Here is a 21,504-nt window from a genome sequence, read left to right on the forward strand (position 1 = left end):
ACTCGCGGAGACAGACATGGCATTGGTAGAAGTGAAAGTTCCCGACATCGGGGACGTCAAGGACGTGGCGGTGATCGAGCTGCTGGTCAAGGTGGGCGACACGGTGGCCGTGGAGCAAAGCCTGATCACCGTGGAGAGCGACAAGGCATCGATGGAGATCCCCAGCACCCACGCCGGTGTGGTGCGCGAGATCAAGGTGGCCCTGGGCGACAAGGTCAATGAAGGCAGCGTCGTGCTGCTGGTTGAGGCGGCGGGCTCGGCGGCTGTGGCTGCGCCGGCTGCTGCGCCCGTGGCAGCGCCAGCTCCGGTGGCTGCAGCGCCTGTTGCCGCGCCGGTTGCTGCTCCAGTCTCTGCCCCGGCCGCGGCCAACCTGGTCGAGGTTTTTGTGCCCGACATCGGCGATTTCGAGTCGGTGGCGGTGATCGAGGTTTTCGTCAAGGCCGGTGACAGCATCAAGGTCGAGCAAAGCCTGATCACGGTCGAGAGTGACAAGGCCTCGATGGAGATCCCGTCCTCGCACGCCGGTGTGATCAAGGAGCTCAAGGTCAAGCTCGGCGACAAGGTGGCCAAGGGCTCGCTGCTGGCGCTGGTGGAAGTGCAGGGCGCTGAGGCTGCTCCTGCTGCGGCGCCGGTCGCTGCTGCGCCTGTCGCTGCGGCACCCGTGGCCGCGCCGGCCGCGGCTGCAGTGGCCCTTGCTCCTGTTGCCGCGCCGGTCTCCGCAGCGGTGCCCGCACACGACCCGACCGCCCTCAAGGGCAAGCTGCCGCACGCCTCGCCCAGCATCCGCCGCATGGCGCGTGAGCTGGGTGTGCCGCTGGACGAGGTCAAGGGTACGGGCCCGAACGGCCGCATCCAGGAGCAGGACCTGCAGGCCTTCGTCAAGGCCGTGATGGCCGGCGCGCTGCAGACCGCTGCGCAAAAGGCGGTGGCGCCAGCGGCTGCCCCGGCTGCGGCCGCTGGCGCGGGCCTGGCGGGCCTGCTGCCCTGGCCCAAGGTGGACTTCGAGAAGTTCGGCGCCATCGAGCGCAAGGACCTCAGCCGCATCAAGAAGATCAGCGGCGCCAATCTGCACCGCAACTGGGTGGTGATCCCGCATGTCACCAACCACGACGATGCCGACATCACCGAGCTCGAAGCCTTCCGCGTTCAGACGAACAAGGAGAACGAGAAGAACCCGGCGGCGGTCAAGGTCACCATGCTGGCCTTCATGATCAAGGCGGCCGTGGCGGCGCTCAAGAAGTTCCCCGAGTTCAATGCCTCGCTGGAAGGCGAGGGCGACGCTCAGAAGTTGGTGCTGAAGAAGTACTTCCACATCGGCTTTGCGGCGGACACGCCCAACGGCCTGGTCGTGCCGGTGATCAAGGATGCCGACAAGAAGGGCATTTTCGAGATCAGCGCCGAAATGGGCGAGCTGGCCAAGAAGGCGCGCGACGGCAAGCTGGGCCCGGCCGATATGAGCGGCGGCTGCTTCACCATCTCGTCTTTGGGCGGCATCGGTGGTCGTTACTTCACCCCCATCATCAATGCGCCGGAAGTGGCCATCATGGGCGTGTGCAAGAGCCAGATCGAGCCCAAGTGGGATGGCAAGGCCTTCCAGCCGCGCCTGATGCTGCCGCTGAGCTTGAGCTGGGACCACCGCGTCATCGACGGCGCGGCCGCGGCCCGCTTCAATGTCTACTTCGCTTCGCTGCTGGCCGATTTCCGCCGCATCGTGTTGTGACCCACCCCCGAAGCGCTTCGCGCCTCCCCCTCAAGGGGGCGAACCCAGCGGCCCGGCAAAGCCGGTTCCGCGGGTTCCGCTGGATCAAACCGGCAGGGCGCTTCGGCGCTTTGAGCTGAAAACATAGGATTCATGTCATGGCATTGGTTCAAGTACAAGTTCCCGACATCGGCGACTTCAAGGATGTGGCCGTCATCGAGCTGCTGGTCAAGGTGGGCGACACGGTCAAGGTCGAGCAAAGCCTGGTGACCGTGGAGTCCGACAAGGCTTCGATGGAGATCCCTTCCTCGCATGCCGGCGTGGTGAAGGAAGTCAAGGTCGCGCTGGGTGACAAGATCAACCAGGGCACGCTCTTGCTGGTGCTGGAGTCGGAAGCCGCGGCTTCGTCGGCGCCCGCTCCGGTCGCGGCTGCACCCGCAGCGACTGTGTCGGCCCCCGTGGCCGCACCCGCTCCCGCCTTCGTCCCCGCCGCCGGCAGCTACAGCGGCCCGGTCGATCTGGAAGCCGATGTCTTGGTGCTGGGCGCCGGCCCTGGCGGCTACTCGGCCGCCTTCCGCGCGGCTGACCTTGGCTTGAAGGTCGTGCTGGTGGAGCGTTATGCCACCCTGGGCGGCGTTTGCTTGAATGTGGGCTGCATCCCGTCCAAGGCCTTGCTGCATGTTGCGGCGGTGATGGATGAGGTCTCGCACCTCGGCGATCTGGGCGTGGAGTTTGGCGCCCCCACCGTCAACATCGACAAGCTGCGCGGACACAAGGAAAAGGTCATCGGCAAGCTGACCGGCGGCCTGGCCCAGATGGCCAAGATGCGCAAGGTCACCACCGTGCGTGGCTACGGCAGCTTCATCGACGCCTTCCATGTGGAAGTCGAAGAAACCGCCGGCGAGGCGCAGGCCAAGACCGGCGCCAAGAAGGTGGTGCGCTTCAAGCAGGCCATCATCGCGGCCGGCTCGCAGGCGGTGCGCCTGCCCTTCTTGCCCCAAGATCCGCGCATCGTCGACTCGACCGGCGCGCTGGAACTCAAGGGCACGCCCAAGAAGATGCTGATCATCGGCGGCGGCATCATCGGCCTGGAAATGGGCACGGTCTACTCGACCCTGGGCGCGCGCCTCGATGTGGTCGAGATGATGGACGGCTTGATGCAAGGCGCCGACCGCGATCTGGTCAAGGTCTGGCAGAAGATGAATGCCAAGCGCTTCGACAACATCATGTTGAAGACCAAGACCGTCGGTGCCGAGGCCACGCCTGAAGGCATCAAGGTTCAGTTTGAGGGCCTGGACGGCACCAAGAGCGAAGGCGTCTACGACTTCGTGCTGCAGGCCGTGGGCCGCACGCCCAATGGCAAGAAGATCGCCGCTGAGAAGGCCGGCGTGGCGGTGACCGACCGTGGCTTCATCAATGTGGACGTGCAGATGCGCACCAATGTGCCGCACATCTTCGCCATCGGCGATGTGGTCGGCCAGCCCATGCTGGCGCACAAGGCGGTGCACGAGGCCCATGTCGCCGCCGAAGTGGCCGCCGGTGCCATCCTCGGCGACGCGCACCTGTCCAAGAGCCAGTTCGATGCTCGCGTGATCCCGAGCGTGGCCTACACCGACCCCGAAGTGGCTTGGGTGGGTCTCACCGAAGACCAGGCCAAGGCCCAAGGCATCAAGGTCAAGAAGGGCTTGTTCCCCTGGTCCGCTTCGGGCCGAGCGATTGCCAACGGCCGCGACGAAGGCTTCACCAAGCTGCTCTTCGATGAAGAGACCCACCGCATCGTCGGCGGCGGCATCGTCGGCACCCACGCCGGCGACATGATCGGCGAGATCGCCCTGGCCATCGAGATGGGCGCCGACGCGGTGGACATCGGCAAGACGATTCACCCGCACCCGACGCTGGGCGAAAGCATCGGCATGGCGGCGGAAGTGGCGCATGGTTCGTGCACGGATTTGCCGCCGGCGCGGAAGTAATCTGCGGCTGCGCTGAACTGCATATCAAAGCCCCGGACGGGAAACTGTTCGGGGCTTTGTTACGTGCAGATTCCGGCTGCTGCGGCTCTGCTTCGCTCCGGACGGCAACGTGGTTTGGAGTCGGGTGGGGGCTTGACGGCTGAGGGTGGTTTGGTGTGTACTATAGCAACTAGTACAGCAAATACAGGTGCAGCATGGCCCGAACCATTCCCCTGATGATCCAGATCGCCACCGGCGATCCGCGCTCCATCACTCAGCAGATCGTCGATGCCGTGCGCCGCCAGATCGCCGCGGGCGAGTTGGCGGTCGGCGATCAGTTGCCCAGCGTGCGTGGCCTCGCGCAGCAATTGATGGTCAATCCCAACACGGTTGCCAAAGCCTACGGCGAGCTGAGCAGCGAAGGCTGGCTGGATGCCCGACCGGGCCTCGGCCTTTACGTGGCAACACCGCGCCAGCGCCTGTCCGACAGCGAGCGTGAGCGTCGCTTGGATGACGCCGTGCAGCGCTTTGTCAGCGACGTGATTGGCCTTGCCTTCCCGGCAGAGACGCTGGTCGCGCGCGTCAGCGAAGAGCTGGACGCGCTGCGCCCGAAAAAGCGGGCCTGAGCGTCCGGCCGGGCGCCGGGCCAACCGCACATGCAAACCCGGCCGCTGAAAACCCGGCCCCTGAATTTCCTGAAAAGGATCCCCCATGAACGCACAACTTGAGAACTGGCCGGCCCTGCGCGTCGTCGCACCGGCCAACGACGCGCGGATGCGCAGCATCGCAGCCAGCGAATACGTGGTCGAGACCGAGGCTTTGACGCTGCAATACGGCCGCAAATTCGCGCTGAAGGATTTGAGCCTGCGGGTGCCGCGTGGTCGCATTCACGCGATCGTCGGGGCCAACGGCGCGGGCAAATCGTCGCTGTTTCGCGTGCTGCTCGGTTTTCAGACGCCGAGTTCCGGCTCTGCACGCATCCTGGATCAGTCCTGTGCGCAGTTGTCGCCGGAGGTGCGCGGGCGCATCGGTTTTGTCAACGATGAGCACACCATGCCGGAATGGATGCGCATCGGTGATGTCGTCGCGATGCAGCGCCGTCAATACCCGCAATGGGATCAGGCGCGTTTCGATGAAACGGCCGGCCACTTCAATGTCTTGCCCGAACAGAAAGTCGCGCAACTCTCGCGTGGCGAACGGGCTGGCATCAATTTGGCCATGGCGCTGGCGCAAAGCCCGGAGCTGCTGATCCTCGACGAACCGACCCTGGGTCTGGATGTGGTGGCCAAACGCGCGTTTCTGGAGGCGCTGATGTTCTGCAACAGCGTCGATGCCTGCACGATCATCTATTGCTCGCACCAGATGGAAGAGATCGAACGGGTTGCCGACAACCTGATCATTCTGGAACGTGGCGAACTGAAGCACATGTCCGCGCCGGACGAATTTTGCGAGCGTGTGTCGCTGTGGGTGGCGGACCTTCCCGCTGCGGCCGTGACAGCGCTGCGTGCGCGACCTGAAGTGCTGCTGCTGCAAAAGCTCGACGGACTCGTGCATGTGCTGATACTCGATCGGGACGCCCAGTACGGCGAGGTTCTGACCGGCTTCGGCGCGCGCCATGTCCAAACCATGCCGGTCAGCCTCGACCGTGCCGTCAATGCACTCCTGACCCGCGATCACGCGGCCCCCGCTGAAGAAGGAGCCGGCCATGTCCGTACTCAATGGTGATGTCATGCGCAGCGAGTTGCTGCGCTTCAAATGGGTCACGGGCTTGCTGACGCTGGCACATGTGATGACCCTGGTGTTTCTGAACCGCCTTGCCGATATGCAACAGCAAACGTATCCGGTGGATCGGCTGTTCATGCTGACCTATATGGCTGTGGCTTTCTTGTGGGCCATTTTCCAGATCGGCAGTTACCGGAAAGCGTCCAAATGGCTGTGGCTGCTGCACCGCCCGGTGCCGCATCACACCATGTTTGCCTCCATGGTGGCCGTTGCGGCGATCAATCTGCTGATCTGCGTTTTCGTACCGATGCTGGCCACCTTGCTGGTACTGGATTTCGGCAGCGATCGCCTGATCGATGCGCATCGCTATGGGATGCCGGTGCATGGCTGGGTGTTGGCCTTGTCGGCGTGGCTGGCGGGCGTCTGCGCGGTCTTGAGTGTGCGGCCGACGGCGGCGGTGGTGTTGATCGTGCCGATCTGGTTGATGTGGTCGTTCGCCCACAGCGCGTCCGTGTTGTTCACCGAAGTGCTTGGCATGCTGGTGCTGTTGGCGATTGCCTCGACACAGTTCAAACCGAATCGCGATGAGCATGTGCGCAGCAACGCCTTGGTGGTGCTCACGGCACTGCCTTTGCAAATGGGCTTGTACTTTGTTTTGGTGATCGCCGCGATTGGCTACGAGTTCCTGATGATGTTTGCGGGCACGCATCCCCTGAACATGCCTGTGCCGCCGCGCGGCGGCTACACCGAAGCGGTCCGGCAGGAGCCTGCAGAGTTGTTGTCCGGCTTGCTGGCCGCCTCGAAGGATGAGCGCGCTGCAGTTTGGGCCGAGCAGATGCCGCTGCTGACGCCGCAGTCGATTTCCACACGGATGCGGAGCTATCCGGTGCGGCACCAGGCCTACCAAGAGCGCATCGTGCAATGGGAAGACAGCAAGCAGCGCATCGAGTGGACCTTCAGCCACGATGACATGATGTTCCATGGCCGTGATGTGCGCAGCGGCGCGAGCAAAGGCGTTTGGGGCGTGAAAGGATTTGCAGACCCCACACCGTTTGCGCAGGTGCCCACACCCTTCGATGGCCAGTACTTGCTGACACCACGCGTGATCTACCAAATCGACTTGGCACAGCAACGCACGCTGGAACAGGTGCGTTTGGCCGACGACGAGGTGTTCATCGCCGCACCACTGACGTTTGGTGAGCAGGTGCTGGCCGTCACCAGCCAGGGCATGCGCCTGTTTGGCCCGGACCGCGCCACCTACGATCAAACCGCCGGTACCGTGCGTCAGCTCAGTGAGCGCCAAGTCTGGCGCATACCGGGTGTCCCTTTTGTACAAGCGATGGGGCAGACCCAGGGCGCAGGTTCGCTGTCGCGTCTGGATGCTGCTGAGCTGGTGGACGGCTGGTTGATCGGTCTGACCTTTGGTGGCTATTACAACGGCGAATCCATCCGTCAGATCTTGTTGCACGTCGATGCGCAGGGCGCGGTGCAGGTGCTGGCTGAGCGCGCTTTGCAAAATGACTTTCCGGTTTGGTACGAGACCGTTGCCTGGTGGTTGTCGCCCGTCCACTTTGCCGTTCGACATGCGCCGGTGGTGCTGCTCGACAACGGCATCGTGCAAGGGGCTTCGGTGTGGGGCACCCCGGATGCGGCGCAGCTCACGCGTGCACTCGTCCTGAATGCCGCGAGCGTGCTGCTGGCTTTGTGGTGGATGCGGCGGACCGCGCTGCAGGCGCGCCGCAAGCTGCTTTGGCTGGTGATGACCGCCCTGGGTGGACTGCCAGCGCTGCTGAGCTTGCTGTTGATTGAAAAGCGTTTGCCGAAGCCCTCGCAAGCTGGCGCCGTGGCGGGAGTGCCCGCATGAGTCTGAGCCTGAGCGTCAGTCTGAGCCTGAGCATGCGCTTGCGCGTCTTGCCGGCACTGGCTCTGCTCCTGTTTGCCTACGATGCAGGTGCCAGCGTGGGCCTCGCAGCGGCCGACCGAGAAGCCTTGCAAGGCGCCGCGGCCGAAAGTGCCAAGCAGGCGCCGGCAGAGTTGCCAGGACGTGCGGCGTTTCTCGGCACACGTGGCTGGGAGCAGGTGAGCCTTTCGCCGGACGGGAAATGGTTGGGCGTCAGCCATCGGCTGGAGAGTGACATCGCGCTGTCGATCGAGGCGCTCGACGCCGGCAGCGCGACAAGCACGCGTGGGGTGCTGCTGAAGAACCTGAACGGTGCGCGCTGGCAATGGGCCGCTGACGGTGCGGGTCTGTGGCTGAGCTCTCCCACGCAGATCTCCTGGGTTTCGCTGAGTGGACAGGTGCGCACGGTGTACGCGCTGAAGAAGGAGCTGCGCAGCCGCGTGCTGAGTGTGGACCCGGTTCAGCAGGCGATGCTGATCGATGAACGCCTGCAGCCCGCGCACAACAGTGCGCACCGCTTGCTGCGCGTGTACAGCGATGGCCGCGTCGAGACCCTGTTGCAACGTGAAGAGGCCATCCGCAACGCGGTGTTTGATGGGCAGGGCGTGTTGCGCGGCTTGCGGCTTCGCAATGCGCAATACCGCGATGCGCTCTGGCACAACGCTGCGCCGCGCGGTGAAACGCCGCGCTGGCAGCTTGCCTGGGCCTGCCCGCCCTTGGACGCTTGCAGTCTGACGGCCGCGGATGAGCAAGGTGTCTGGTTTGAAAGCCCCAAGCTGACCGACCGCACGAGCCTGCTGCGGTGGCAGGCCAAGGCTTCATCGCTGTCCTTGGTCAGTGAAGATCCGCAGAGGATCTCCGATCTGAAGGAGGCGCTGCTTGACGGGCGGGGCGGGCCGCCTCTCGCTGTCGCCTGGTACACGGATCGCCAGCGTTGGCAGGCGCTGGATCCGGCGTTTGCACCCGTGTTGAAACAACTGGAGACGCGCTTTCCGTTTCAGGACCTCTATCTCAGCATTGACCGCACGCGCAGCCGCCTGCTGGTACTGGAAACACATGCGCGCCTGCAGTGGCCGCGCGCACATGTGATGGATTTGCGGAGCGCTGCGCTGCGCCCTGTGCTTGAAGACCTGCGTGCGCAGACCAAGCCCGTGAGCGAATCCGCCCTGGCGGCGGCCCGGTTTTTCAGCTGGCAAGCCAGTGATGGCATGCGCCTGCACGGACAGCTGTATTTGCCGCCGGGCAAGAGGGCGCGGGAGCTTCCTTTGGTGGCGCTGATCCATGGCGGCCCGTTCTCTCAAACGCGCAGCGAATACCACCGCTGGACGCAGTTGATGGTGAGTCGCGGCGCTGCGGTGTTCACCCCCAACTTCCGCGCTTCGGAAGGTTATGGCCAGCAGTACCTGCTTGCGCACAAAGGTGATTTCGGCAAGGGCGCGGTACTGCGCGATGTGCTCGAAGGCATGGATGCCTTGCTTGCCCAAGGCATTGGCGATCCGGACCGCCAGGCCTTGGTTGGACATTCATTCGGCGGCTATGGCGCCCTGATGGGCGTCACGCACCACCCGGGACGTTTCCGCTTTGCATTGGCATTGGCCGCGCCCAGCGATTTCGGCTGGGCCATGAAATGGTATGTCGACAACGAAAGCGATCCATTGCGCGGCGACAGCTTGCCGATGGCGCAGCGTGCGCCGTATCTGGGCGTGCCGATTGGTGATGAGACATTCATGCGCCGCATGCGCGAACAATCCGCCGCAACGAACGCGCGCCAGCTGCGCGTGCCGGTCTACCTCTGGGCGGGCGCGCAGGATGACCGTGTGCCACTGAAAAGCATCGCGCACTACGCCGCGACCCTCAAGAGCCTGGGCAAACCGGTGAGCTTGTGGGTGGATGACAAAGCCAGCCACAACCCCACCGAGCCGGTGCAATGGGAAGCCTTGTTCTATCTGAGCGAGCGCGCGCTGCATGCGCACTTTGGTGGGCCGGCACCGCAGCCGCCGTCCGCGGTCTTGGCGACCTATCTGCAGAAGGCGCAGCGGATCGGAGGCCTGCCATGAGACATGGACGGTTGTTGATGCAGCTCTGGAGCAGCGTTGGTGCAGGCGCCCGGACAGAAGACGCAGATTGAGAAGCGGCTGAAGAAATCCTGATGTGCGGAGAAGCAAACACCGTCACAGTGCGGGATCACGGTGTGGAGTGTTGGTCGGGTGCAGATCCGGCAGCTGCGCAGTGGCAGGACTGCGGTCATCGCTGAGGCGAGCTCGCCTCATGCCCGAAAGCTTGCCCGCGATGCCGGAGCGAGGCGCCCCACCCAAGAGCATGCCGATCATCGAACAAACTGCATCGGGCATCGAGCTCGATCGGCGCATTTGCTGGCCTTGTGCGCGCAGACCGACCCAGGGGGGCCACAGGTCGGCAGAAAAAATGTGCACGCGATGTCGAAATCCGGATCGTCGGCGGCGTCTTCATATGGCGGCCGTGTTCTTGCACGCGCTGCTCTTCGTGAAGGGCGGCCTGCTCGTATGCTCGCCAGGTTTGTGAGGCCGGCAGCCCCCATCTCATCATTGTTCCTCGCATCGTTTGGAGAAATCACCATGCAATACATGTTCTTGCTCTACAGCACGCCCGAGGCCGAGCCCGTCTACGGCACGCCCGAGTTCCAGGCCATGATGGCCGACTTCGCCGCCTTCAGCGCAAAGGCCCAGGCCGATGGCGTTCTGCGCGGCGGCGAAGGCCTGCAAGGCATTGAAACCGCCACCTCCATCAAGCTGCGCGGTGGCAAGGTCGAAACCATGGACGGCCCCTTTGCCGAAACCCGCGAACATCTGGGCGGCTACTACGTGCTCGATGTGCCCGACCTCGACACCGCCCTGCGCTACGCGGCGCAGATGCCGGTGGCCGCATTCGGCACCGTCGAGGTGCGGCCCTTGCTGAACTACGACCCGGCCGACGCCTGATCGCTGGCTCGCGAATGAGCGCCCCCGCCCAGGCCATCGCGCTTGTCCAAGCGCTGGAGCATGTGCTGCGCCACGACCGGGGGCGGCTGATGGCGGCGCTCACGCACCGGCTGGGTTCTTTCCAGCGCGCGGAAGATGCCTTGCAAGAGGCCTGCGTGTCCGCGCTGAGCCACTGGGCGCGCGACGGTCTGCCCCGGTCGCCCCAGGGCTGGCTGATCCAGGTGGCCTATCGCAAGGCGCTCGACCAGCTGCGCGCCGAGGGCCGCGACGGCGAGCGCGAGGCGGCGGTCCAACTGGTCCAGGACTTGCTCGGGCCAGACGAGCCTGAGCCCATTCCTGACGAGCGCCTGCGCCTGGTCTTCACCTGCTGCCACCCGGCGCTGGAGCTCAAGTCGCGGGTGGCGCTGACGCTGCGGACCGTGTGCGGCCTGTCCACGGGCGAGATCGCCCGCTTGTTCCTTGATCAGGAGGCCACCACCGGCCAGCGCCTGAGCCGGGCCAAGGCCAAGATCGCCCGCTCGGGCATCGCCTACGCCGTGCCCCCGCCCGAGCAGTGGGACGAGCGGTTGCAGGCCGTTCTCACCACCGTCTACCTGATCTTCACCACCGGCTACACCGCCGCGCCCGACGAGGCGCGGGATCTGTGCGCCGAGGCGCTGTTTCTGGCCCGCTTGCTCGATGCGCTGTGCCCTGAGCAGCCCGAGATCGAAGGTGCACTTGCCCTGATGCTGCTGACCGAAGCACGCCGGGCGGCGCGGGTCAACGCCAGCGGCGAAACCGTGCCGCCTGCGGAACAGGACCGTCGGCTGTGGCGACGCGAGCTCGAGGCCGAAGGTCGGCACAAGCTGGAGACGGCCTTGCGCCGCAAACGGGCGGGGCCGTTCCAGATCAAGGCGGCGATCAGTGCCTGCCAGATGCCCGAACCCGCGCCGGACTGGCCTCAGATACTGCAGCTGTACACGGCCTTGCTGCTTCTGGAGCCGACACCGGTGGTGCGCGTCAATCACGCCGTCGCGATGGCCGAGAACGGGCTGCTGGCCGCCGCGGTGGCCACACTGAACGAACTGCAGGAGCCCCTGGCAGACTTCCAGCCCTTTCATGCCGCGCGCGCCGCCGTGCTCGCCATGGCGGGCCAGTCCGAAGCCGCCCGGCGGGCGTACGACCGGGCCATCGAACTGGCGACCCTCGACAGCGACCGGCGGTTTCTGGCGGCACGGGCGGCTCGGCTGTGAACGACTCAGATAGACGCTCAGCCGGCGCGCAAGCAAATCCTTGGGTGGACGGCAAATAGTCGCCCCGGACGGGAGACTGTCCGGGGCGATCCGTTTGAACAAGATCAGGTGCGTGAACGCCTGAAGCGGGCTGTGCCAGCCAGTAAGCAGCGTCGGGCCCCCTTGTTGTGGGTGCAGGACGCCGTCAGCTGGGAAGCAGAAATCGCGCCAGCGAGTCGATGTCGCTCGCGCAGTGGCCGCCGTAGATCGGGTGCCATTCGGTCTGCCAACCCTGAGCACGCGCGCGTTCGATCAGGCGCTGGCTGCCCTCGAAATTGCCATAGCGGTCGTACAGGCCGTTGGAGACGTAGAGCTGCGGACGCGGGCTTGAAGCGGGGAGTTCTTGTTCGATCAAGGCCAGCGGGGAAACGCGCTGCCATTCCGCATCGTCGGCCACATACTGGCGCGCCAGACGGACGACGCCGAAGCCGATCTTGGGGTCGGCGCCCGTGCGCTCCAGCGCAGCCTTCAGCTGGCTCAGGGGTGCGAACGGCGAGTCCACATAGACACCGGGGCACAGCGCGGCCACCTTGGCAAAGTGCTCAGGCCGGCTCAGGCCCAGGATCAGGGCGTTGAGTCCTCCCATGGATTCCCCCAGCAGCAAGCGACGCGCCGGGCGACCGTGGCGCGCTTCGATGGCGGCCATGTCGCTGTGGACCTGCTCCATCAAGCCGCTGGCCTCGGCCTTGCCCTTGGGGGTGAGCAACCACACGTGTCCGTAGGACAGGGTCACCACGGTGGGAGGGCGTTGGCCCATCTGCTGCCAAGCGCCCTGGATCATGGCGGTCATGTAGGACGGGTCGTTCCAGATGGTTTCGTCGAGCTTGCGGCCATGCAGGTGGTAGAGCCAGTCGCCATTCACGCCGCCCACATCCCGGTTGATGCAGTAGCGAAGCTGCCCTTCTTGCCCGCATTCCTGCTGTGCCGGCGTAAAGCTCACGGCCTGATCCCCCCAGGGCTGGCTCCAGCGTTGCCAGAGTAGCGCGCTGATGCTGATGAGGGCCAGCAGCAAGACGGCGGCGACAGAGAAAGAGGTGCGGCGAGAGCGCTTCATGGTGGTTTGGCGTTTGATGGGTCTGATGCGTGCCTGGCTGTGCAGGCGGAGTGGCTGAGCGGCTGCGGGCAAGACGAGAAATACAAGCGGCCATGCAGCAGCCTCAACCGGGCTCGGGAGAGCTCAGTCAGAGATGCAGGGCCGCAGGTGAATGCGAGTCGGCGGGGCTAGGGGCGAGGCGAGGCGAGGCGAGGCGAGGTTAAGCCGGGACTAGCGAGGCTTGAGCCGTCGCCATGGGGCTTTGTGCGACTCTCGCCGGTGTCGGGGCGTATGCGCTACCTTGCTGGGCGCTTGTGGGCCGGGCTCGGGCCCCGAGACGGCCGCAAGGCTGAGCACATAGCCCAGGATGGCGCTGCCGCCCATGCCCAGCAGCGGCGTGGGCAGGAAGCCCGGCAGGCTCATCAACAGAAGGCCGGCCCAGAGCAGGCTGTGTTCGCGTGCGTGCCGGTGGCGCCATCCTGGCAAGACCAAGAGCAGCAGGGCGGCGAGCATCAGCCCCGTCAGCAAAGGCTGAGGGCTGTGCGACCAGGCTTGCAGCAGGACCTGATCGACGAAGGCCTGGCTGCTTGGCATCTGCCAGTGCTGGCTGCTCAAGCCCGCCGCCAGCAAGGCCAGGCAGGCCAGCAAAGCTTCAGCCTGATGAGCCGCTTGAGGCTCGCTTCTTCGCGCGCTGCGCAGCAGCAGCATGAGACCCATCAGCAACAGCCACATCGGCTCCGTTTGCGCCCAGAGCGCGGCGATGGCCAGGAGCAAGCCCAGGCTGCTGCACAGGGGGCGGCTGGCCTGTGCCTGTCCAGCCGGACGATTCGACAGCAAGAGCAGGCTGGGCACGAGCAGCCATACCAGCTGCACGCTCACAGGGCCCAATTGCAGCCAACGCCCGTTCAAGCCCTCGCGGGATTCCAATGCGCAACTCGCCAGCAAGAGGCTGCCCAGCAGGAGGCAGAGCCGCTCGCGCAGGCGCTGGTCTGTTTGTAGCCCTTGTTTGGGCAGCAGGGCCAGGCTGGCCAGGCCAAAGGCCAAGGACAGGCCGTTCATCCAGGGCCAGGCCTTGGGTGCGCCCGTCGTGGCCATGAACACGCCACCCATCAGCACCGCCAGGCAGGCGCTTGCGGCGCCGAGGCGTGCCGCGCTTGCTTCATGCACTTGCTTTAGCAAGGTGCCGCCCAGGCCCCGGTACGCAAACGCTCCGGTCATGCGCTTGGCGCTCGCTGCAGCCGATTGCCAGTTCGACAAGAGACGCAGCTTCAGCGCCAGTGCCAAGCAACCAAAGGCGAAACTGCAGGCCGCTCCGGCAGCGCGGATCTCGTCGAGCTCGGCCGCCATGGCTTGCGCCCAGGGCGCCTGTGCCTTGGGCATCAGGGCCAGGCATGCGCGCATCAGCCATCGCGCGAGGACGAGTCGGAACGCGCTTGGTGCGGGATTGCTCATGATGGCTTGGTCGATGAACGCGGCGCGACCGCCCAGCCGGTTTGCAGCTCAGCGGCCCGGCGCCGAGCCCGCGCGTGGTCGAGTGCATCGCCCATGCCGGCCAGCCAGGCACGGCCAGCTTCCGTCAAGCGGTAGGCGTGGCGTGGCGGCCGGCCCGGTGTGGGCGACTCCTGCCACACCGCCTCGAGTTGGCCTTGCGCTTCAAGCCGCATGAGCAAGGGGTACAAGGTGCCGGATTTGATGTCGGCCTGCGTCGCGATGTCGTAGCCATGACGCCATTCTTCGCCGGCGTCGGCCAAAACCAGCAGCACGGCCAGGGCCTGCTGTGAGGGTGCTCGTGTTCGTGTCATTCGATAACTCTACATATGTAGAGTTATCGGGTCAAGCGTCGACTGCAGCGAGATCGCCCTGGCCCTAGCGATCGGGGCGATCGGGGCGGACGTGGTGGACGTGGTGGATATGGGCAAGACCATTCACCCGCGGCCGGTGCTGAGCGAAGACGTCGGCATGGCAGCGGAAGTGGCGAGATCTTTGGCGAGACCCAAGCGGGAGGCCGGCATAGACTCCCGCCAAGCATTGCCACCGGAGACCGCCGCCATGACCACTCGACCCTCGATTTGCACCCTGGCTTGCATTTCCGTCTCGCTCTTGGTTGCTTGTGGTGGAGGGGGCAGTTCCGTCGCGGCGGAACCCAGCCCAACGCCTGCACCGACGCCCGCCCCAACGCCCGCACCCACCCCGGCCGCGCCGCAGCTGAGCACCTTGCGCAGCGATTTGCAAAGCCCCTGGGGCATGGTGCAACTGCCCGACGGCCCGTGGCTGGTGACGCAGAAAAGCGGCAGCCTGCTGAAGCTGCCGGCCAGTGGCCAGGGGGCTTCGGTCGCGATCAGCGGCGTGCCTGCGGTGGCGTCTGCGGGGCAGGGCGGTTTGCTCGATGTGGCCATCGACCCTGACTTTGCGAGCACGCCCTGGGTCTACCTCAGCTATGCCGAGCCGGGGCAGGGGGCGGAAGCCGGCAAGTCCGGCACGGCCGTGGCCCGCGGGCGTCTGGTCGGCAATGCGCTGCTCGATGTGGTGACGATCTTCCGGCAGGCGCCCAAGGTCAGCGGCAGCGGCCATTTCGGCTCGCGCCTGGTGTTCGCCCGGGACAAGAGCCTGTTTGTGACACTGGGCGAACGCCAAATGGGCAGCCCGGCGCAAGACCTGAGCCAGACCCTGGGCAAGGTGGTGCGCATCCAGCGCGATGGCAGCCTGCCCGGCGACAACCCCAGCTTCGGCGCGGGCGCTCGCGCCGGCCTGTGGAGTGTGGGCCACCGCAACCCTCAAGGCGCCGCCCTGCATCCGGTCACGGGCGAGTTGTGGGTCAGCGAGCATGGCCCGCAGGGCGGTGATGAGATCAACATCGCCCGGGCCGGCGCCAACTACGGCTGGCCGGTCAAGAGCTACGGTTGCAACTACGGGGATCCGGTCAGCGAGGGCTGCCGCCTCGGTGGTGGCGTCCATGCGCCGACTTATGTGGAGCCTCTGAGCTACTGGGTGCCGGTGTCGGTGGCGCCGGCCGGCTTGGTCTTCTACACCGGCAGCATGTTCCCGGAATGGCAGGGGCAGCTCTTCTCGGGCTCGCTGGCGGGACAGGCCTTGTGGCGCCTGCAATTGAACGGCAACACCGTGCAATCGCGCACCGAGATGTTCAAGGACCAGGGCGAACGCATTCGCGATGTGCGCCAGGCCGCCGATGGCGCCTTGATGCTCTTGACCGACAGCGGCAAGCTGATGCGCTTGGCGCGGTGACTGTGGCGGCGACATGATTTGCTGGGGCTGCGCCCTTGATGGCGCGCCCCGGCTTGGCGCTGCTGCGTCACTCAAGGCCCGAGCTGCCGTTCGCAGCGGCTTGCCGATCCTTGGGATTGATCCAGCCCTTGCGACCCAAGAGCCATCGCCCCACCACGCCATGCCGAATCAAGGCCTCGAAGCTTCCCAGTGCCAGCGCCAGAGTGAGCGCCAGCACCAGGGGCAGTTTGACCCACCAGGGCCAGGGCTGGTCCATCAGCGCCAACTGGAGCGCCAGCGCAATGGGCAGGTGCACGAGGTAGACCCAGTACGATGCATCTGCCAGATGCGTGAGCCAGGCTCGGCGGACCGAGCCGCCCAGCCGCTGTGCCCAGCCGAGCAGAGCCAGGCAGCCCCAGACGGAGCCTAGAGCCCCCGCGGCCGCCACCGGCCATGAAGCCGAAGCGCCAGGGGCAGGCAACAGCAGCAGGTAGGCGCAGGCAGCCAGTCCAAAGCCTGCAGCCAAGCTCCCGGCCCATCGGGCCTGGGCCAGGCGTTCCCACCACGCCGCGCTGCTCGCCCCCATGGCATAGAACGCACCGTAGAAGCACAGGGCCCAGAACTGCGGCAGCAAGGCCTCCGGTGCAGGGTGCGGGGCTGGCACTGCGTGCAAGAGTGGCAGCAGGATCAGGGGAAGCGCGCTCACCCAATACTTCAGCGGCATGTCACGCAGCCGCGCGGCCCAGGCGGGAGGGGCCAAAGTGCGCGTCACCCAGGCCAGCAAGGTGAACCACAGCAGATACAGCAGAAACCAGAGGTGGCCTGTGCCCGGTGGCGGCAAAGTCCAGCCCTGGTCCAAGGCGCGCCTGATCAGCTGCAACAGGGGTGAGGGGTGCGCGACGTGGTCCAAGGCCCACCTGAGCAAGGCGCCCATCGCCAAGTGCAGCAGCGGCACCCCGATGAGCAGCGGCACGGCCAGGCGACGCAGGCGAGAACTCAAGAAACCGGCCGAGCCCCGGTGCGCCCAATGCCTGGCGGCGAAGAAGCCAGCCAGCCAGAAGAACACCGGCATGCGCACCAAGTGCAGCGGCCACAAGAGCAGATCCAAGGCGGGGGCTTGGGATCGATCGGCGGTGGGCCACAGCGCAGCCACCAAAGGGCTGTGCGCCAAGGCGACGTGAAACACCACGCCGGCCAACATGGCCCCGGCCCGCAGGGCATCCAGGGCGTGCAAGCGTGGCGGCATGGCGCGCCGCTCAGAAGAACGCGGGCTTGCGGAGGTGGTGCCAACCGGTGTTCAGCATCAGCGCCAGACTCAAGAGCAATTGCGCGCCAAGGATGAGCAGCACTTGCCAGCTCCACACAACCACAGGGCCTGACCAATGTCGAGCGATGTCAGGCACCTGGCTCAAGCCGGCCATCAGCGGATTGATGAGTGCCGAGCCGGTGATCATCACGAAGATGTTCCAGCCCTCTGATTCCACGCGCATGGCCACGGCGAGAGAGAGGCAAAAGGCCAGCAGGAGGTGGCCGGCCAGCAGCAGCACCAGGGTCAGCAGGCCGTCGGGCAAGGGGGTCCACAGCGTGATGGCCACGGCTCCAGCTGTGAGCAGCACGAAGGGAACGCCAAAGGTCACGAGGTTGCCCAGCAGTTTTCCCAGGTAGAAGTCCAGCGGAGTGACGGGCAGGCTCATCACGAAAGCCAAGGTTTTCTCCTTGCGTTCGTTGATGAGGGCGGTGCTGACGGCGAAGCAGGACGCCGCCACCATCACGATGATGAGCAAGAGCGATCCCAGGTAGAAACTCCAGCTCTGCGCATGGCCCATCAAGGCCAGGGCCAGGACACCGGCGCCCACATAGGCGGCCAACTGCTTCTCGAACAATTGCCAGTCCTTCTGGACGAGTGCTCGGATGACAGGCCATTGGGGGGTGAAGGGTGAGGGGTTCATGCTGTCGCTCCGCTGTGCTCGCGTACGGTGCTTACGAAGATGTCTTCCAGGGTCAGGGGGGTGATTTGATGGATCTGCATGCCCCGAGCCTGCAATCGCTCTTGCAAGCCCGGACTGAAGGCGCGCACGCGCAACTCCACCAGAGAGCCATTGCGACGGCACTGCGCCACTTCGGGCCAGTCGCCCAAATCGTCCGGCGCGTACCCGTGGCCGACGATGCGGCGCCAGCGCTCCAGGTAGCTGTCCTTGGCCTCGTCGGTGAGCAGTCGCCCTTGATGCAAGAACGCGATGCGATCCGCCAAGCGCTCCACTTCGCCCGTCTGGTGCGAGGAGAACAGCACACTGCGGCGCTCGTCCATCAGCACCTCGGCCAAGGCGTCCAGCACCTCGGCGCGCGCCACCGGATCGAGTCCCGTGGTCGGCTCATCGAGCAAGAGCAGGCGAGTGCGACGGGCCAGCACCAGCAGCAAGAGCGCTTTGACGCGCTGACCATGCGAGAAGCCCGCCACGCGCTGGTCGGCCGGCAGGTCAAAGCGACGCCGCAGGTGCTCAGCGTAGGCGCCGTCCCATTGCGGCACCATGCGGCGCACAAAGTCGAAATGCCATGACAGAGTCTGCGAGCCATACATGCGCATGTCTTCCGAGGCCAAGGCCGTGTGCTGCTTGGCTTGCACCTGCTGCTCCGGCAAGCGGTGGCCCAGCACCTCCAGCTGCCCGCCATCGGCCAGGCTCAGGCCTGCAAGCAGGCGCAGCAGCGTGCTCTTGCCGGCGCCGTTCACGCCCACCAGGCCCATGATCTGGCCTTCGGCCAGCTCGAGATCCAAGGGATGCAGGGTGAATGCCTCATAGCGTTTGCTGACGCCCCGCAGGGCAAAGGCGGGAACCGGGGAGGGGCTCATGAGGAGGCTCCATCAGTGGCGCGTTGGGCGCGCCGGGTTTGGATGAGATCGTGGAACTCGGCGTCGCTCAGACCCAGGCGCTCCGCACTGGCCAAGGCTTGATCGAGGTGAAGGATCAGTTCGGCCTGTTGCTGCGCGCGTGGTGCGTCGGTGGAGTCGGCGACGAACGAGCCCTTGCCATGCCGAGTGATGATCACGCCGGCATGCTCCAGCTCAAGGTAGGCGCGTTTGACGGTGATGACGCTGACGCCGTTGGCTGCTGCCATCTCGCGGATGGACGGCAGTGCGGTGCCGGCTGGCCAATCACCGGATAGCACCTTGATGGTGACCTGCTCGACGATTTGCCGGTACATCGGCTGGGCGTCGGAGGCCGACAGAAACAGTTCAGCGCTCACTCGATCAATCACTGGGTATATTGTCTGTACACAGTATATACAGTGAAGCCTGTTGATTCCAAGCCGCACCGTGATCCCTCAAGAACCGGTCGGTGGCCTTTTACCCGGCCCAGCCGCGCGCTTCTTGCGAAACCGAGTACGGGCCTGAGACTCGGCAGGGTGCGTGATGCGCTTGGGGTGGAGCGCTGTTCAAGGCATGGAGGACCGGGCGTCGCCCAGCTCCAGCACGAAGCAAGTGCCCTGACCGGGTGTGCTTTGAACGCTGAGGCTGCCACCCAGCCGGGCCAGGGCCAGGTTGTGGCAGACATGCAGGCCCAGGCCGCTGCGGCCCTGGCCGAAGCGGGTGCTGAAGAAGGGCTCGAAGATGCGGCCCAGGTCGGCCTCGGCGATGCCGCAGCCGTTGTCGCTCAGGCTCAGGCGAAAGCCGGCTCTGCCGGGCCGTGGTTCGAGCTGCAGGCGCAGCCGGCCTTCGCTGCGACCCACGAACGCATGCAACCGGGCATTGCGGCACAGCTCGGCCAGCAGCTGTTGCAAGGCCACCGGGTCGCTGTCGAGTTCCAGCCCGGCATCGATTTGGAGCTCCAGTTCGAGCTTGAGCCCTTGCTCCTGCAAGGCCTCGTGCTGGCAGGTTTGCAGGGCCGCTTCACACAGCGGGCGCAGGCTGAAGCGGCGCCGAGCCTCGGTGGTGGAGTCCACCGCGATCTGCTTGAACTGCTCGACCAAAGCGGCGGCTCGGCTCAGATTGCGGGCCAAGAGCTCAGCCGACTGGCGGGCGTGCAGCAGGTAGTCGTCCAGGGCACTGCGGCGCAGGGCCTGCGCCTGAACGGCCTGACTCAGCGCTTCATTGCGCGCCTGCCAGTGGCTGGCGGCCATCATGCTGTTGCCGATCGGGGTGTTGAGTTCATGGGCAACACCGGCCACCAACTGCCCCAGGGCCTGCAACTTGCCTTGTTGCACCCGCTGTGCCATTTCGCGCATCAGGGCATCAGCGCGGCGAGCTTGCTCGGCCGCTTCGGCGCGGGCCTTGTCGGTTTGGTGCAGGGCTTGCATGGCCAGCACACGTTGGTTGGCCAGCTCGGTCTGGCTGCGCTGTCGGGCGGCGTTGGCGGCGCGTGAAAGCTGGTAGGCCTGGGCCATGTCGCCGGCTGCAGCCCAGGCGTCGGCGAGTGCTTCAGCCAGCTCGCTCGGGATTTCAAAACCAGGCAGGGTCTGGGCCAGGGCTTGAGCTTGCAACAGGTGGTGCAGGGCGGCGTTGGGCGCCGTGCTGCCGGGTGGGCATGGCAGCGCAGGGTGGCGTGTGTGGAGGCTGGCCAGTGCGCGCAAGGCCTCAATCTGGCGGAAGGCATGGCCGCTGGCGGTGGCGCGCTCCAGGGCCCGCAGGGCGCAGGCCAGGGCCTGCTCGGGCCGATCCAGCCGGGACAGGGCTTGCGCCTGGCCGCGCAGCGCAAAGATGGCCAGATCGGGCTGCGTCAGCGCTTGCGGGTGCTGCCCCAGCTGTTCGAAGGCCTCCAGTGCCGCCGCGGCTTCGGCGCGGTCCAGCGCAAGATCGCCCTCGCATTTCAAGGCAATCGCGAACGGGCGCGAGGTCGGTGCTTTGGACAAGAGCGCCAGCGCTTCCTGTACCGCCTCCTGGGCGGCGTCCAGCCGCCCGAGGCGGCGCAAGGTATCCCCCAGCTGCGCCAGGCTGTAGCCCATCAGCTGCGGCCAGGCGCGCTCACGCACCAGGGCCAGGGCACGTTCCATCCAGTGCAAAGACTGCTCGTAGGCGCCGAGATTGTTCAAGGCATCGGCCGCGTTGTGGATGGCCACCACGGCGCGCTGCACCTGGCCTGAGGCCAGGGCGAACTCGCAGGCCAGCAGCCGTTCGGCGGCGGCCCGCCCGTAGTCGCTGCGCTGGGCTGCCAGGGTGCCGCGCAGCTCATGGGCCCAGGCTTTGGCCCCGAGTGGCAATGCATCAATTGCTTCCTGGCCGGGGGCGCCGCGTGCCCGCCCTGCTGCAGGGTCGGCAAAGGTGCGCAGCAAGTCCCCCCACAATCCTGCCGCCAGTCCGCGCAGCGAATCTGTACCGGCCCGCTCACGGATCTCATCCAGAAACGGCAGGGCCTGGGGCTGGCGACCCTCGAGCACGGCTTGCAGGGCTTGCAACCAGGCGCAGTCCGCCAAGCCTTCAGGGTCGGCCGTCAGACTGAATCCCTCGCGGGCTTCATGCAAGGCTGCGCGGGCAGCGTCGGGCTGGATTGCCAGCAGGGCTTGTTCGGCGCGCACCAGCGCCAGGCGAGCGCGATCCCCCGCGCTCAGCGCGATCGGCTGGGCCACCAGGTCGCGGGCCAATTGCTGGGCCGCCGCCGGCTCGCGCTGGCGCTGATGCCAGCACAGTGCCACCCGTTCGTCCAGCGACGCGGCCCCCTGCCCAAGCTTGCTCAGCAGGGCTTGATAGCGCGCCTCGTCGATGAACAAGTCCATGGTGCCTGGAAGCATAAGCCAGACGCTGTGTCGGTGGGCGCGCGG

At 65.9% G+C, this 21,504-nt stretch carries 17 protein-coding genes; 9 read left to right on the forward strand and 8 right to left on the reverse strand.

The features are described 5' to 3' along the window. Positions 1-16: 16 nt before the first annotated feature. From aceF to C1O66_RS02330, 8 genes are all read left to right on the forward strand, one after another. Positions 17-1,720 carry a dihydrolipoyllysine-residue acetyltransferase gene (gene aceF / locus C1O66_RS02295; RefSeq protein ID WP_102766369.1) on the forward strand — a complete coding sequence of 568 codons (1,704 nt, stop codon included), beginning with the start codon at positions 17-19 and terminating at the stop codon, positions 1,718-1,720. A 137-nt stretch (positions 1,721-1,857) separates the two neighbouring features. After that, the gene (gene lpdA, locus C1O66_RS02300) at positions 1,858-3,669 is read left to right on the forward strand and encodes a dihydrolipoyl dehydrogenase (protein WP_102766370.1); all 1,812 of its coding nucleotides are present in this window, start codon (positions 1,858-1,860) and stop codon (positions 3,667-3,669) included. 215 nt (positions 3,670-3,884) lie between these two features. Continuing rightward, positions 3,885-4,274 (forward strand): GntR family transcriptional regulator, encoded by a 390-nt coding sequence (locus C1O66_RS02305; protein WP_243392669.1) that lies wholly within the window; start codon positions 3,885-3,887, stop codon positions 4,272-4,274. An 85-nt stretch (positions 4,275-4,359) separates the two neighbouring features. Further along, positions 4,360-5,373: an ABC transporter ATP-binding protein gene (locus C1O66_RS02310; RefSeq protein ID WP_243392670.1), complete on the forward strand. Its 1,014-nt coding sequence runs from the start codon at positions 4,360-4,362 to the stop codon at positions 5,371-5,373. Further along, positions 5,354-7,234, forward strand: a complete 1,881-nt coding sequence (locus C1O66_RS02315; RefSeq protein WP_133155072.1) for a hypothetical protein — start codon at positions 5,354-5,356, stop codon at positions 7,232-7,234. Before C1O66_RS02310 ends, C1O66_RS02315 begins: the two co-directional genes overlap by 20 nt. 32 nt (positions 7,235-7,266) lie before the next feature. Further along, the gene (locus tag C1O66_RS02320) at positions 7,267-9,327 is read left to right on the forward strand and encodes an alpha/beta hydrolase family protein (protein ID WP_165794427.1); all 2,061 of its coding nucleotides are present in this window, start codon (positions 7,267-7,269) and stop codon (positions 9,325-9,327) included. Between the two features lie 537 nt (positions 9,328-9,864). Beyond that, positions 9,865-10,227 carry a YciI family protein gene (locus C1O66_RS02325; protein ID WP_102766374.1) on the forward strand — a complete coding sequence of 121 codons (363 nt, stop codon included), beginning with the start codon at positions 9,865-9,867 and terminating at the stop codon, positions 10,225-10,227. Between the two features lie 14 nt (positions 10,228-10,241). Continuing rightward, positions 10,242-11,459: an RNA polymerase sigma factor gene (locus tag C1O66_RS02330; RefSeq protein WP_102766375.1), complete on the forward strand. Its 1,218-nt coding sequence runs from the start codon at positions 10,242-10,244 to the stop codon at positions 11,457-11,459. Between the two features lie 184 nt (positions 11,460-11,643). Here the strand turns inward: C1O66_RS02330 and C1O66_RS02335 are convergent, their stop codons facing one another. The 3 genes from C1O66_RS02335 to C1O66_RS02345 form a co-directional block, all read right to left on the reverse strand. Further along, positions 11,644-12,552 carry an alpha/beta hydrolase-fold protein gene (locus C1O66_RS02335; RefSeq protein ID WP_102766614.1) on the reverse strand — a complete coding sequence of 303 codons (909 nt, stop codon included), beginning with the start codon at positions 12,550-12,552 and terminating at the stop codon, positions 11,644-11,646. A gap of 210 nt (positions 12,553-12,762) precedes the next feature. Beyond that, a complete protein-coding gene (locus C1O66_RS02340) occupies positions 12,763-13,932 on the reverse strand; it encodes a hypothetical protein (protein ID WP_102766376.1) in 1,170 nt (389 codons plus the stop codon). 47 nt (positions 13,933-13,979) lie between these two features. Continuing rightward, positions 13,980-14,333, reverse strand: a complete 354-nt coding sequence (locus C1O66_RS02345; protein WP_102766377.1) for a PadR family transcriptional regulator — start codon at positions 14,331-14,333, stop codon at positions 13,980-13,982. A gap of 247 nt (positions 14,334-14,580) precedes the next feature. Here C1O66_RS02345 and C1O66_RS02350 point away from each other — a divergent pair, with 247 nt between their 5' ends. After that, positions 14,581-15,774: a PQQ-dependent sugar dehydrogenase gene (locus C1O66_RS02350; RefSeq protein ID WP_102766378.1), complete on the forward strand. Its 1,194-nt coding sequence runs from the start codon at positions 14,581-14,583 to the stop codon at positions 15,772-15,774. A 67-nt stretch (positions 15,775-15,841) separates the two neighbouring features. Here C1O66_RS02350 and C1O66_RS02355 read toward each other — a convergent pair whose 3' ends face one another. From C1O66_RS02355 to C1O66_RS02375, 5 genes are all read right to left on the reverse strand, one after another. Then, complete coding sequence (locus C1O66_RS02355; protein WP_102766379.1) at positions 15,842-16,999, reverse strand: acyltransferase family protein; 1,158 nt, start codon at positions 16,997-16,999, stop codon at positions 15,842-15,844. Positions 17,000-17,009: 10 nt separating this feature from the next. Beyond that, positions 17,010-17,702 (reverse strand): ABC transporter permease subunit, encoded by a 693-nt coding sequence (locus C1O66_RS02360; protein ID WP_102766380.1) that lies wholly within the window; start codon positions 17,700-17,702, stop codon positions 17,010-17,012. Next, positions 17,699-18,601, reverse strand: coding sequence for an ATP-binding cassette domain-containing protein (locus tag C1O66_RS02365; RefSeq protein WP_102766381.1), 903 nt, complete (start codon positions 18,599-18,601; stop codon positions 17,699-17,701). Before C1O66_RS02365 ends, C1O66_RS02360 begins: the two co-directional genes overlap by 4 nt. Next, positions 18,598-18,996 carry a GntR family transcriptional regulator gene (locus C1O66_RS02370; protein ID WP_223696650.1) on the reverse strand — a complete coding sequence of 133 codons (399 nt, stop codon included), beginning with the start codon at positions 18,994-18,996 and terminating at the stop codon, positions 18,598-18,600. Before C1O66_RS02370 ends, C1O66_RS02365 begins: the two co-directional genes overlap by 4 nt. A 189-nt stretch (positions 18,997-19,185) precedes the next feature. Continuing rightward, positions 19,186-21,459 (reverse strand): tetratricopeptide repeat-containing sensor histidine kinase, encoded by a 2,274-nt coding sequence (locus C1O66_RS02375; protein WP_165794428.1) that lies wholly within the window; start codon positions 21,457-21,459, stop codon positions 19,186-19,188. Positions 21,460-21,504: the final 45 nt, after the last annotated feature.

The organism is Paucibacter aquatile, assembly GCF_002885975.1.
Classification (GTDB): Bacteria; Pseudomonadota; Gammaproteobacteria; order Burkholderiales; family Burkholderiaceae_C; genus Paucibacter_A; species Paucibacter_A aquatilis.

Coding starts and splice junctions, on each gene's coding strand:
- C1O66_RS02335 (WP_102766614.1), bottom strand. CDS start 12,552: ATGAAGCGCTCTCGCCGCACCTCTTTCTCTGTCGCCGCCGTCTTGCTG.
- C1O66_RS02310 (WP_243392670.1), top strand. CDS start 4,360: ATGAACGCACAACTTGAGAACTGGCCGGCCCTGCGCGTCGTCGCACCG.
- C1O66_RS02320 (WP_165794427.1), top strand. CDS start 7,267: ATGCGCTTGCGCGTCTTGCCGGCACTGGCTCTGCTCCTGTTTGCCTAC.
- C1O66_RS02360 (WP_102766380.1), bottom strand. CDS start 17,702: ATGAACCCCTCACCCTTCACCCCCCAATGGCCTGTCATCCGAGCACTC.
- C1O66_RS02375 (WP_165794428.1), bottom strand. CDS start 21,459: ATGGACTTGTTCATCGACGAGGCGCGCTATCAAGCCCTGCTGAGCAAG.
- lpdA (WP_102766370.1), top strand. CDS start 1,858: ATGGCATTGGTTCAAGTACAAGTTCCCGACATCGGCGACTTCAAGGAT.
- C1O66_RS02315 (WP_133155072.1), top strand. CDS start 5,354: ATGTCCGTACTCAATGGTGATGTCATGCGCAGCGAGTTGCTGCGCTTC.
- C1O66_RS02330 (WP_102766375.1), top strand. CDS start 10,242: ATGAGCGCCCCCGCCCAGGCCATCGCGCTTGTCCAAGCGCTGGAGCAT.
- C1O66_RS02345 (WP_102766377.1), bottom strand. CDS start 14,333: ATGACACGAACACGAGCACCCTCACAGCAGGCCCTGGCCGTGCTGCTG.
- C1O66_RS02325 (WP_102766374.1), top strand. CDS start 9,865: ATGCAATACATGTTCTTGCTCTACAGCACGCCCGAGGCCGAGCCCGTC.
- C1O66_RS02365 (WP_102766381.1), bottom strand. CDS start 18,601: ATGAGCCCCTCCCCGGTTCCCGCCTTTGCCCTGCGGGGCGTCAGCAAA.
- aceF (WP_102766369.1), top strand. CDS start 17: ATGGCATTGGTAGAAGTGAAAGTTCCCGACATCGGGGACGTCAAGGAC.
- C1O66_RS02355 (WP_102766379.1), bottom strand. CDS start 16,999: ATGCCGCCACGCTTGCACGCCCTGGATGCCCTGCGGGCCGGGGCCATG.
- C1O66_RS02350 (WP_102766378.1), top strand. CDS start 14,581: ATGACCACTCGACCCTCGATTTGCACCCTGGCTTGCATTTCCGTCTCG.
- C1O66_RS02340 (WP_102766376.1), bottom strand. CDS start 13,932: ATGCGCGCATGCCTGGCCCTGATGCCCAAGGCACAGGCGCCCTGGGCG.
- C1O66_RS02305 (WP_243392669.1), top strand. CDS start 3,885: ATGATCCAGATCGCCACCGGCGATCCGCGCTCCATCACTCAGCAGATC.